This window comes from Streptomyces endocoffeicus (genome assembly GCF_016741935.1).
GTDB lineage: Bacteria > Actinomycetota > Actinomycetes > Streptomycetales > Streptomycetaceae > Streptomyces > Streptomyces endocoffeicus.
In genome coordinates this window covers 15,239-27,951 of record NZ_JAERRG010000065.1, presented here as the reverse complement: position 1 = coordinate 27,951, position 12,713 = coordinate 15,239, and the positions used below count along the sequence as shown (strand labels likewise).

Annotated in this window: 6 protein-coding genes; 1 reads left to right on the top strand and 5 read right to left on the bottom strand. The window is 70.5% G+C overall.

From position 1 onward, the window contains the following. From JK364_RS52415 to JK364_RS52395, 5 genes are all read right to left on the bottom strand, one after another. Positions 1–1,959 (bottom strand): condensation domain-containing protein (locus tag JK364_RS52415; RefSeq protein ID WP_201858555.1); only part of this gene is annotated, 1,959 nt, incomplete at its 3' end. Further along, complete coding sequence (locus tag JK364_RS52410) at positions 1,959–8,327, bottom strand: non-ribosomal peptide synthetase (RefSeq protein WP_230993884.1); 6,369 nt, start codon at positions 8,325–8,327, stop codon at positions 1,959–1,961. The genes JK364_RS52410 and JK364_RS52415, both read right to left, overlap by 1 nt. A gap of 45 nt (positions 8,328–8,372) precedes the next feature. Continuing rightward, positions 8,373–9,134: a thioesterase II family protein gene (locus JK364_RS52405; RefSeq protein ID WP_307841697.1), complete on the bottom strand. Its 762-nt coding sequence runs from the start codon at positions 9,132–9,134 to the stop codon at positions 8,373–8,375. Between the two features lie 746 nt (positions 9,135–9,880). Next, entirely contained in the window at positions 9,881–10,720 is an 840-nt protein-coding gene (locus tag JK364_RS52400) for a DUF4097 family beta strand repeat-containing protein (RefSeq protein WP_201858553.1), read from the bottom strand. A 64-nt stretch (positions 10,721–10,784) separates the two neighbouring features. Next, positions 10,785–11,324: a hypothetical protein gene (locus JK364_RS52395; protein ID WP_201858552.1), complete on the bottom strand. Its 540-nt coding sequence runs from the start codon at positions 11,322–11,324 to the stop codon at positions 10,785–10,787. A gap of 503 nt (positions 11,325–11,827) precedes the next feature. Here JK364_RS52395 and JK364_RS52390 point away from each other — a divergent pair. Next, positions 11,828–12,550, top strand: a complete 723-nt coding sequence (locus JK364_RS52390) for an LmbU family transcriptional regulator (protein WP_201858551.1) — start codon at positions 11,828–11,830, stop codon at positions 12,548–12,550. Positions 12,551–12,713 lie beyond the last annotated feature (163 nt).

Genomic DNA, 12,713 nt, shown 5'->3' with positions numbered 1-12,713 from the left:
CGACGTCCCCGCCAACATCCGCGTCGAAGCATCCAACCCCACCGCCGACGCCAACCCCAACACACCATTCACCACACCCCGATGCGTCACCACCACACCCTTCGGCACACCGGTCGACCCCGACGTGAACATCACATACGCCGCCTGATCCGGAAGAACCCGAACAGCACCCCAAGAAGCCGATTCCACCCCCGCCTTCTCCACCTCACCCAGCCATTCCAGAGAGACCTCGCTCTCCGGCAAAACCCCAGCCGTTTCTTCATCCGTCAGCACCAGCACCGGACACGCCGCACGGAGAATATGACCCAACCGCCCACCCGGATACCGCGGATCAACCGGCAAATACGCCGCACCCGCCTTCCAAATCCCCAACAACCCCACCACCAATTCCACCGACCGCGGCAACGCAAGACCCACCACCGACTCCGGCCCCACACCCCGCACAGCCAAACCCACCGCCACCCGCTCCGCCCACGCATCCAACTCCCCATACGTCAACGACCGCTCACCACACACCACCGCCACCGCATCCGGCACCAACCCCGCCCAACGCTCGAACAACCCCACAGCAGACACCTCAGGCCGCTCCACAACCCCACCGTTCAGCGCCATGAGCATCCGCTCGCGCTCGCCCGGCTCCAGCACGTCGGCGAGCGCGACGGGCTGTCCGGGGTCGGCGACCAGGGCGCCCAGGAGCCGGGTGTAGCGGTTCCCGATGGCCACGGCGGTGGCGTGGTCGAACAGGTCGGTGGCGTACTCCAGGTAGCAGAGCATGCCGGGCCGGGCCGGGTCCTTGAAGTAGTTGAACTCCAGGTCGAACTTGGCCGTGGGGGTGGAGAGGGCTTGCAGGCGGGCGCTGACTCCGGGCAGTTCGAGGTCGATCCACGCCTCGTTCTCCCAGGTGAACATCGTCTGGAAGAGCGGGTGGTAGGCGGTGGAGCGCTCCGGGTTGAGGATCTCCACCAGGCGCTCGAACGGCGCGTCCTGGTTGTCGTAGGCGGCCAGGGCCTTGCGCTGCACCTGGTCGAGCACCTGCGCGAAGGTCGGGGTGCCGGTCAGGTCGGTGCGCAGGACCCAGGTGTTGACGAAGAAGCCGACCAGGTCGGCCAGTTCGTCGTCGGTGCGCCCGGCGATGGTGGAGCCGAGCGCGATGTCGTCACCGCCGCCCAGATGGTGCAGCAGCACGACGAGCGCCGCCTGCATCACCATCGGCATCGTCACCTCGCGGTCGCGGGCCAGATCCTCGACGGCCGCCAGGAGACCGGGTTCGATGGGGAAGCCGACGACGGAGCCGCGGTGGCCGGCCGCGGGCGGGCGGGGCCGGTCGGTGGGCAGCCGCAGCGGCTGCGGCACCCCCGCCAGCTCCTCGCGCCAGTAGCGCACCTGCTCCGCCAGCACGCTGTCCGGGTCGTCCTCGTCGCCCAGCAGCTCGCGCTGCCACAGCGTGTAGTCCGTGTACTGGACCGGCAGCTCCGGCCACGCGGGCTCACCGCCCGAGTGGCGGGCGGTGTAGGCGGCGGCCAGGTCCCGGGCAAGCGGGGCCATGGACTCGCCGTCCGCGGCGATGTGGTGGATGAGCAGCAGCAGCGCGTGCTCGCGCGGAGCCTGCCGGAACAGGGTCGCGCGCACCGGGATCTCGGTGGCCAGGTCGAAGGCGTAAGAGCCGGCGTCCCGCAGTTCCTCCTCCAGCGCGTCGGGGGCGACCTCGACCAGTGGCATCTCCGGCCGCGCCGCACCAGCGGGAACGACGTGCTGGGCGGGGACGCCGTCGGCGTTCTCGACGATCAGCGTGCGCAGGCTCTCGTGCCGGGCCACCACGTCGCGTACGGCGGCGGCGAGCGCGGCCGGGTCCAGGTCACCGCTCAGCCGCAGGACGAAGGGGACGTTGTAGGTCGCCGAGGCGCCCTCGAACTTGTCGATGAACCACAGCCGTCGCTGCGCGTAGGACAAGGGGATCATTACTCGCCACTCCTGTTCATCTTGCGCAAACGGGGCCGCTTGGAGGTTTCCGCGCTGCGGAGCGTCCGGGAGAGCCCGGCGATGTCGCGGTGCTGGAAGATGGTGCCGATGCCGACGTGCACGCCGAGCACCTTGCGGATACGGCTGGCCAGCCGGGTGGCCAGCAGAGAGCTGCCGCCGAGCGCGAAGAAGTCGTCGTCGATACCGACGCGCTCGACCTCGAGGACCTCCGCGAACAGCGCGCAGAGCTCCTCCTCCCGGGGGGTGCGGGGCGCCCGGTAGGTGCCCTCTCCCCACTCGGGTTTGGGCAGTGCCGCCCGGTCGGGCCTGCCCTGGGGGGTGAGCGGCAGCGCCTCGAGGGGTACGACGGCCGCCGGGACCAGCGGCGCGGGCAGCCGTTCGGCGGCGTACGCGCGCAGCTCCGTGCCGGTGGTGGCATCGTCGGGGCGCAGCACGGTGTAGCCGACCAGGCGCGTGCCGCCCTCGCCCCGCGCCTGCCCGGGGTCGTGGGCGACGACCAGCGCCTGCCGCACGGCAGGGTGCGCCGCCAGCACCGCCTCGACCTCGGCCGGTGCGACCCGCAGGCCCTGCACGATGACCTGGCCGTCCCGACGGCCGGTGTACTCCAGACCGCCTTCCGGGTTGAAGCGGGCCAGGTCACCGGTGCGCAGCATGCGGCCGCCGGGTGGTCCGCAGGGGTCGGCCACGAAACACTCCGCCGTAAGCCCCGGCCGGCCCTGGTACCCGCGGGCCAGGGTGGGGCCCGCCAGGTACAGTTCGCCGACCGCGCCCGGGGGTGCGGGGCGCAGACCAGGTCCGAGCAGGTACGCCCGTACGCCGGCCGGGGTGGTCTCGTGCGGCAGGCCGGCCGTCGTGCCGGTCGGCCCGGGGACGCCACCGGGGGCCGCGGTGACCAGCTCCAGACAGCCGCCGGTGGTCAGCGCGGTGCTCAGCCGGGTGGCGAACACCTCGGGGCCGAGTGCGGGGCCGACGGGCAGCCGGACGGTGCCGGGTGCGGACCGCGCCGTGCGAGCCGCGGCGGCCCCGGCGAGCAGGCCGCGGTGGGTGAGCGCCACCGGCCGTACGCCGTCGGGATGCCCGAAGGTATAGGCCAGGCACGCCAGCCGGTCGGGGTCCTGGGGCGGCCGTACGGTGCCATGGCCGTCCGCCGCGACATCGTCGAGCAGCAGCCGGGGTGGGCCGCCGTCCGGCAGGAGCGGCGCCGTGGCCGCGTCGGTGAGCAGCAGGGCGGGTTCCGCGTCGGCCAGGACGTGGCGCAGGTGGCGGGCGGGGTGGCCGGGGTCCAGGGGGAGGCAGCAGCCGCCCGCTGCCAGGACGCCCAGGGTGGCGACCACCAGGTCCAGCGGCTGCCGCAGCGCCACGGCGACCACCGTCTCGGGGCCGACTCCGTGCCGGGCGAGGCCGTCGGCGAGCCGGTCGGCCGCCTGCGCCACCTGCCGGTAGGTGAGGGTGACGTCCCCGGCGACCACCGCCGACGCGTCGGGAGCGGTGGCCGCCCGGTCCGCGAACGCGGCGGGCAGTGTCGTCCCGTCGTGGGTGGCCCCGGGCCCGGTGAGCCGCGCGCGCAGGCGGTCCTGTTCGCCGGGCAGGAGCACGTCCACGGTGCTCACCCGCTGCCGCGGGTCGGCGGCGATCTGCCGCAGGATCGTCCCGAAGCGGGCCGCGATCGCCTCGGCGGCGGGCCGGTCGAGGGAGTGCAGCTGGTACTGCACGGCCGGCCGCAGGCGGGTGTCGGAGTCGGTGAAGACCATGACGGTGAGCGGGTAGTGGGTGGCCGTGAACAGCCGGATCCCGGTGATCCGGATGCCCGCGGCCGCACTGGCCTCGGTGAGCCCGGAATGGTTCATCGGGAAGGACTCGAAGCCGACGATGGAGTCGAACAGGGCGTTCAGGCCGGCCGCCTCGTAGATCCGCGGCAGCGGGTAGTGGTGGTGGTCCAGCAGCGCGGTCTGCCGCTCCTGTATGTGGGTCAGCAGGTCGGCGAAGGTGTCGGTGGCGGACCACTGGGCGCGTACGGGCAGGGTGTTGAGGAATGTGCCGACGACCGAGTCCACACCGGGGACGGACGGCGGGCGGCCGGAGACCGTGGAGGCGAACATGACGTCCTGTTCACCGCTCAGCTGCCCCAGCAGCACCGCCCAGGCGCCCTGGACGACGGTGTTCACGGTGACGCCCAGCTCCGCGGCGCGCCGGGAGAGCGCCCGGGACTCCTCGCCGGGCAGTGGCACGTCGACCTGGCCGATGCCGACGGGTCCCGCGCCGGGGCCGGACGGCGGTTCGGGCACCACGGTGGTGGGCCGCTCCACACCGGCGAGTTCACGCTGCCAGGCGCGGGCGGAGACAGCGGGGTCCTGCCGGGCCAGCCAGACCAGGAAGTCACGGTAGCTCCGCACGCGAGGCCACACCGACGCGTCGCCCTCGGAGGCGTACAGCCGCAGCAGGTCCTGCATGATCAGCGGTACCGACCAGCCGTCGAACAGCACATGGTGGGCGGTCACCACCAGCTCGGACCGCTCCGGGCCGCGGGTCACCAGGGTGAGCCGGAACAGGGGCGGTTCGGCGGGGTCGAAGTGGGCCGCGAGGTCGTCCCGGAGGATCTGTTCGAAGGCGGCCTCGCGCTCCGCGTCCACCGGCCCGCTCAGGTCGAGGTGACGCCAGGGCAGGGTGACGCGGCCGAGCACCAGCTGGACCAGGTCGCCGATGAAGTCGGGCACGAACGCGGCGCGCAGACTGGGGTGGCGCTCCAGCAGCGCCTGGCCCGCGGCGCGCATGCGCTCCGGGTCGACGGCACCGCTCAGGTGGAGCGTGTACTGCACCTGGTAGGGGTCGAAGTCGGAGTGGTCCAGCATGGAGTGGAACAGCAGCCCGGACTGGAGTGAGGTGGTGGGCCACACGTCCTCGAGCGTGGGATAGCGCGCCTCCCACGCCTCCAGGTCATCCTGGCTGACCGAGACCAGGGGCACGTCCGAGGGGGTCAGCCCGCCCGCCGTCGGCGCGGCGGCGTGCCGGACGATGCCCTCCAGCGCCTCGGACCACAGCCCGGTCAGCTCCCGCACCTCCTCGGGGGTGAGTACGCCGACGGGAGCGGTGAACAGCGCGCCGAGCCGTGGGCCCTCGGGGGTATCGGTGACGGAGGCGTTGATGTCGAGCTCCGCCGGTGCGGCCATCCGCGGGTCCTGGGCCGCGTCGAGCTCCGCCAGCTCCTCGATGGCCGCGGCCTCGGGCGCCTGGGTCCAGCCGAGTCCGCGCAGCTCCTCGGGCATATCGGCGGCGGCGGAGAACCGCCCGAGGTAGTTGAAGCCGACCTGTCCGATGGGGTGCCGGGACAGCACGGCGGCCGTCTCGGGGTTCAGGTACCGGAGCAGGCCGTAGCCGAGTCCCTTGTCGGGCACGGAGCGCAGGGATTCCTTGACGAGTTTGAGCGCCTGCCCGGCGGCGGGCCCGCCCGCGAACGCCTCGTCCAGGTCGACTCCCGCCAGGTCCAGGCGGACGGGGAAGACGCTGGTGAACCAGCCCACCGTCCGGGACAGGTCGGCGCCGGGCACGACACTCTCCTCCCGGCCGTGGCCCTCCAGCCGGATCAGCGCCGAGGGCTCGTCCACTCCGCGGTCGCGGCGCCACCGGGCCAGGGCGAGGGCCAGCCCCGTCAGCAGGCCGTCGTTGACCCCACCGTGGAAGGCCGCGGGCACGGTCGTCAGCAGCGGCTCGGTGACATGCGCGGGCAGCCGCACCCAGGTCTTCCGCACGGTGGCCCGCACATCGACGGCGGGGTCGCGGCGCCGGGTGCCCAGCACCGGGTCGGGCCGCTCGACGATCGACTGCCACAGGCCCAGCTCGGCGACGCGTGCCGGGTCGGCCGCTTCCTCGGCCAGCGCGTGCGCCCAGCGGCGTACGGAGGTGGGCACCTCGGGCAGGGCGGGCGTGGCACCGGCGCTCGCCTGCTGCCAGGCACGTGCCAGGTCGGGCATCAGGATGCGCCAGGACACACCGTCGACCACCAGGTGGTGCAGTGCCAGCAGCAGCCGACCGGGAGTTACGGGGTCCGGCGGGGTGAACCAGACGCACTGCGCCATCACCCCGGCCGCCGGGTCCAGCCGCCGCGCCGCCGCGTCAAGTTCGGCCAGCAGCAGTGTGCGCCAGCCGTCCGTGTCCCAGCGTCCGTCGCACTCCGTGTGCCGCACCAGGGTGTCGGCGTCGACCGCGCCGGGCGGCGCGACGACGAGTCCGCCCGGCGCGTCGCAGGCGTCCTCCATGAGCCGGGAGCGAAGCAGGTCATGCCGGTCCAGCACCGCCCGCAGGGTCGCGGTCAGTCCCGCCCGGTCGATGCCCGGGGGCAGCTCAAGCACCAAGGCCTGGAGGAACCGGTCGAACCCGGCACCCCAGTCCTGCTTGATCCACTGGGCCACCGGGAGCAGCGGCATCTCACCGGTGCCGCCACCCTCCGGCTCCGCCGGCGCCGATACGGCTCCGGCCTGCCGGTTGGCAGCCGCGACCGCGGCCAACTCGGCGACGGTCCGGTGCTCGAACACGTCGCGCGAGCTGATCTCCAGCCCATGGGTACGCGCCCGCGAGACCACCTGGATCGACTGGATGCTGTCGCCGCCGGCCGCGAAGAAGTCGTCGTCGATGCCGACCGGGTCCAGCCCGAGGACCTCCGCGTACAGGCCGGTCAGGACCTCTTCCGCCCCCGTACGCGGTGCCCGGTAGATGCCGCCCCGCGCCTCGGGCTCGGGCAGCGCGGCCACATCCAGCTTGCCGTTGGGCGTCAGGGGCAGTTCGTCCAACACCTCGAACAGGGCGGGAACCATGAACTCGGGCAGGCGCTGTGCGGTGAAGCCGCGCAGCTCCCCGACGACGAAGCTGGAATCGAGGGCAATGGCACCGAAGTTGCTGTTCTCGGGCCGCGTGCCCGGGTCGCCGCTCCCCGTGGGGACGATGTAGGCGACAAGCTGCTTGCCGCGGCCGGTACCCCGTCCCTTGTGCGGCACGACCACGGCGTGGGCGACGCCCGGGTGGGATTCCAGCACGGCTTCGATCTCGCCGGGTTCGATACGGAAGCCGCGGATCTTGACCTGGGTGTCGGCACGTCCCTGGAAGACCAGCCCCGTACCCGCGTCCCAGGTGACCACATCGCCGGTGCGGTACATCCGCTCACCCGGCTCCCCGAAGGGACAGGCCACGAACCGCTCCGCGCTCAGCGCCGGACGCCGCCCGTACCCACGCGCCAGCCCGCCACCACCGATATACAACTCACCCGCCACACCAGGCCGAACCGGACGCAGAGCCCCGTCGAGCACATACACGCGCATGCCCTCCATCGGCCGGCCGATCGGGACGGGCTCAGCCACCGGCCCATCAGCCGGCACGAGGTGACAGGTGGCGAACGTGGTGGTCTCGGTCGGCCCATAGCCATCCACCACCCGCAACCCCGGACACGCCCCCATCACCCGCTCGACGGCCGCCGGCGAGACCACATCACCGCCGGTCCACACCTCACGCACGCCCGCGAAACACTCCGGCCGCTCATCAGCCACCACCTTGAACAGACCTGCCGTCACCCACAACGCGGTCACCCGCCGCTCACGCGAAACCTCCGCCAAAGCGGCGGCGTCCAGCTTCCCCGGCGGCGCCACAACAACACACCCACCACCCAGCAGCGGCACCCACAACTCATACGTCGACGCATCAAACGCCTGCGCGGAATGCAACAGCACACGCGTATGCGCACCACCCCGAAAACGGGCGTCACCAGCCAGGCCGACCACGGCCCGGTGGGTAACCTCCACGCTCTTGGGAACCCCGGTGGAACCGGAGGTGTACATCACATACGCCAGCCGGTCCGCCGGAACCGACGACACCTCGGGCACCCGAGCCGCCGCGACCTCCGCGACCTCCGCGACCTCCGCGACCACGTCCGGATCGTCCAGCGCGAGGAAGGGACACGAGCCGGCAGGCAACTCGGCCGCCAGCTCCCCAGAAGTCACCACCAGCACCGGCAGGGCATCCGCGAGCATGAACTCCAGCCGCTCCGCCGGATACTCCGGATCCACCGGCAAATACGCGCCTCCGGCCTTCAACACACCCAGCACCGCCGCGACCAACTCCACCGACCGCGGCAACGCGACCCCCACCACCGATTCCGCCCCCACCCCACGACCGGCGAACACACTCGCCAACCGGCCCGACCACTCGTCCAACTCCCGATATGTCAACGAACGCCCGCCGCACACCACCGCCACCGCATCCGGCACCTCGGAAACACACCGGGCAAACACCTCCGGCACCGAGCCACAAGCGCCCGGCCCGGTCTCGTTCAACTCACCGAAAAGGGGCGACGGAACGCCCATGTCGATGGAGCACAAAGAGCCCACCTCCGGTTCTACGGGAAGCCGTCAGCCCAGCAGGGTTCGACCGATGAATGTAAACAGTTCCGCGCCGATCCGGGCGTCGGAGAAATAGAAATGACCACCCGGGTAAATCCGGGTGTCGAAGCTCGCATTTGTGTATGCATGCCACCCTTCGACACTTTCTACGGATACCCGACTGTCCCGGTCACCGACCAGCGCGGTGATGGGGCTGTCCAGCCGCGGGGCGGGGCTGATGCGGTGCTGTTCCCACAGACGGAAGTCGGCCAGGACAGTGGGCAGCAGAGCGTCCATGGCCTCGTCGTCGCCGACGATCTCCGCTTCGAATCCGCCGAGCCGCAACACCTCGGCGCGGAAGGCTTCCGACGACAACTTGTGCATCTGCGGCCCCCGCTGGATCTCTCCGGGTTCCGCCTGGGCCGACAAGAACAAGTGAGCCGGCTGGGGGAGGCCGCGGGACTTCAGGGCCTGCGCCACCGCGTGGGCCAGCAGGGCGCCGCAGGAGTGGCCGAAGAAGGAAAACGAGCAGCCCAGAAGCGGTCGGAGAGCCTGGGTTATCGAGCGGACCAGGGGGCCGACTTGAGTGGGTGGTTCCTCGTCCATGCGGTTCTGGCGGCCAGGTAACTGAACAGCCGTCACCTCGATTCCGGCGGGCAGGCCGTCCGCCCAGTCGGCGTAGGCACTGGCACCGCCACCCGCGTGCGGGAAGCAGATCAGCCGGTGCCTCATGTCGATGCGCCGGGCCCGCCACAAGGAGGGACTCTCCACGGCCAGACTCGTGCCGCTCACACACGTACCGGTTTGCATTCTTCCTCCGCGGGTCCTCGGTGGCATACGACAGAGCCAGGAATGACACCAAAATGCTGAAGAAAAGCTCGGTCACAGAACTGTGAATGCTGGAGGTGCAGTCAATGTATTTCCGTGTCGGCGGCACGCTCGGGATACGAGGAGAAGCCGTCCCATGCGGTTGTGCACCCTGAAGCAAATGTCACCGTAACGCGAGGCGTCCAGTGAGAGGAAGGCGTCCCTGGAGGCGTCAGGAAAAAGCGATGGCACCGTTGCCCATGTCTGTCCCGTCGCCAGGACAGTGCCGCCTGAGGGAAGGCGTGTGCAACGGCCATGAGACCGGACGGAGCAACCTGGCAGAAGGCGGGGAATGAGCGCCGGTGGAAGGCCGGGAGGAGGGCAGATGCCGCCCGAGGGATGCCGCGAGAACAGCCAATGGGTACTCGGCGCCTATACGCGGACACCACCGCTGCCGTGCCGGAACAGGGCTCCGGGGAACAGCCGGCTTACTGGCCCCAACAGAAGTCGTTGGCCATGTGGCTGTCGGCCGGTCTGCCCGTTGGGGCGGTTGTGGGGAAACGTCAGTCGCGGCCGTGGATCGTGCCGGGCGAGCTGTGGTCGCTGCCGGCCAAGGTCCCGGCCGTGACCGGTGTCATCGATCGGCCCAGGCGTCGGCCCGACATGGCTGCCGCAGCCTGACGCCTTGGCCTCATGAAGTGTTTTCCTCGGCCTCGCCATGGCGCGGGGCTTCAGGCCCGGCGGATGACGATGTCCCCCATGGAGGTGCGGGCCCGTACCTCGACGGTCTCCTCGGTGGGCATGGGTCCGTCGATGGAGGTGAGGTAGTTGCGTACGGTGCCGCGCCGGGTGCGCAGATCGAGCCGAGCGGCGGTGCCCTCCCGGATGCCCACCTCCAACTCGCCGACCCCGGTCTCGATGCCGATGGAGCCGCGCTGGACCTCGCCGAGCCCGATGCTACCGTTGGCGACCTTCACCTCGACGGAACCGTGTGCGCGGTCGAGGGATACCGAACCGTTGGCGGCGGTCAGCCGCGCGTCGTCATGCGCCACGCCGACCCACACGTCCCCGTTGGTGTTCTTGATCACCGAGGGACCGTCGATTTCGGCCAGCCGCACGGCGCCGCTCCCCAGGATGACCTCGGCGCGGCCGTGCACCCGGCGCACGGTGATGTCGCTACTGGTCGCCTCCAGGTACAGGCTGTCCGTCTCGTCCAACTCGATGTCGCCCATCCCGGACTTGAAGTGGCACAGAGCGAGCCGGCCGTCGCAGCGCAGCGCGGCAGAACCGACCGTGCCCCGCAGCTGTGACCCGGCCGGCATCTCAATGCACACGTCGCTCGACCCGCTGTGACCGAACGGAAGGTACTGCTTGGGGGCCTTGACAAGCAGTCGGCCGCCCGAGTAGTCGACAGAGACCCGCTCGGCGGCCTTGGCATCGGAATCCCTTTTGGCGTCCGTCGGTACCACCGTGACCACGGTGTCCGCGCGGTCGCCCGCGACGATCCGGATGTCCCCCACGGGCAACTCGATGGTGACGGAGATCGGTTCGGGGGTCTCGTAAGCGGGCATGTCTCTACTCTCTCGATGAGGCCGCAGCACGTCCCCGCTCGGGACGGCGAGGATCCGGCACAGGTCAGCGAACCCAGCCGGAGTGGCGCTGCCCGCCCCGGGGGGCGCGCCGCTCACCGCGGTGACTCTCGGACGCCAGTACGGCGTTGCAGGCCCGGACGAGCCAGGCGTTCACGGAGAGACCCTGCTTGCTGGCGGCCTCGTCGATCAGGACCTTGAGGTGCTCCGGGGGACGAAAGTTGATCCGCGCGGTACCACCGGCGACGTCTCCGACCGCGCTCGCGGCGGGCCGGGGGGCCGAAGTCCCGCCCGCCGCGAACTCGTAGTCCCCCTCCCCCTCGCCGTCGTACGGCTCGTCGGCAGGAGGCAGCGTGACGACGAAGTTGGGGTCGAGCCCGCGCAGCCGGACATCCACGGAGCCGGGCGCCAAGTCGCGGGTGATCTCGTCAGCGGCCGCGGACAGTGCCTTCAAGAGGGTGAGCCGGGTGGCCTTCTCGAGCGGCCCGACGAGCCGCTCGGCGAGCGCACGAGTATCGTCGCCGCCTCCGGCGGCGGCATCCATGAACTCGTGACAGAGCTCGTCTACGTACGGCCGCATTTCCATGGCTTCATTATGGCACAACCGTGTCCCCATCAGGGGGGTCAGTCTGCCCGCAAGATGGCGTCATCACGATCAGGCCCTCTGGCGAGCCGTTCCCGGAGGCTAATATTCCGCGGTGAGCGTCCGAGCACAGCAGCGGAGACCATAACCGGCGCCGCCTTCCCGCCGACCGGCGTCAGAGACATGAAGGACACCACAATGGTACCGCCGTGGCGCAATATGGGTTACGTTGCCTTCGCGGTGTGGGTTAGATTCTGCTAGCGAGGACTGGTCCCGAGTTCCCATGATCGATCCTCAGACACGGGGTTGATCTTCAAGCTCGGCATGACAAACCCGGCGGATTTCTTTCCGCCCGCCGCAGCACCCGCGCACCGCTCCGACACGCGCAGGTCCCATGGTCGGACCAGCACCCCTGGAGGCCTGCGGCACCGATAACTTCACCGACCGAACAGCGGAATCCATTCCTGGCCCAGAAACCGTCCGTTCACAACAACATGGGGGATGCAATGGACGCGACAACGGAAACTCAGGCCACGAAACACGCGCCGTCCAGAAAGTCACTGCCGCTGCGGTCGGAGCAGCGCCGGGCCGACGGAGCCCGTGACCTGGGCCGCAGCCAGGTCCTCACCACGGGCGTCGGACTTCAGATGCCTACCGAACTGACCTTCGAGGATTGGCAGCGCGCCGGACTGCAGATCTCCCGGCTCATCAATTCGTCGGTCTGGTGGCTTGGTGACTGGCTGGTCTACGGAAAGGACCATTTCGCCGACCGCTATCAGCGAGGTGTCCGCGCGGCCGGGTTACAGTACCAAACGCTGCGTAATTACGCCTGGGTGTCCAGGCGTTTCGAACTGAGCCGGCGCCGGTCCCGATTGAGTTTCCAGCACCACGCCGAAGTCGCCTCCCTTCCGGTGGTCGAGCAGGAACGGTGGCTCGACCTGGCTGAGCGGGAGAACTGGAGCACCAAGCAACTGCGGAATTCCATTCGCGACGCCCAGGGCGAAGAAAGGCAGAACTGCAAGGAGGAGTCGAACATCCAGCGGCTCCCCGTTCCAGGCGACCGGCTCACCCAATGGCGCAGGGCCGCCGAGCAATGTGGCTTCGACTTCGACAAGTGGGTGCTGGTCACACTGGACAGCGCGGCCCGGCAGGCCCTCGCCGAGACAGAGCCCGGCCGTGCGGGCACCGAGCACGAGGAGGAGAGGCGAGCCCGGCTCTCCGTAGGTTGACGCCTCCCTGGCGACGCGATGACGCCACTCCCGGCTGATGTCCCGTCGAGCTCTGCGGATCTTCCTGTCGGCTCTCGCTGCCGCCCCTCGGCACACACGACCGCCCGGAACCCCGCCCACCTTCACCGCATCGTCGCTTCGCCCCTTCCTATCGGTCGGAGAC

Excerpts from the sequence above, each read along its gene's own strand:
- JK364_RS52395 (WP_201858552.1), bottom strand. The coding sequence starts at position 11,324 with ATGGAAATGCGGCCGTACGTAGACGAGCTCTGTCACGAGTTCATGGAT.
- JK364_RS52410 (WP_230993884.1), bottom strand. The coding sequence starts at position 8,327 with ATGGGCGTTCCGTCGCCCCTTTTCGGTGAGTTGAACGAGACCGGGCCG.
- JK364_RS52400 (WP_201858553.1), bottom strand. The coding sequence starts at position 10,720 with ATGCCCGCTTACGAGACCCCCGAACCGATCTCCGTCACCATCGAGTTG.
- JK364_RS52390 (WP_201858551.1), top strand. The coding sequence starts at position 11,828 with ATGGACGCGACAACGGAAACTCAGGCCACGAAACACGCGCCGTCCAGA.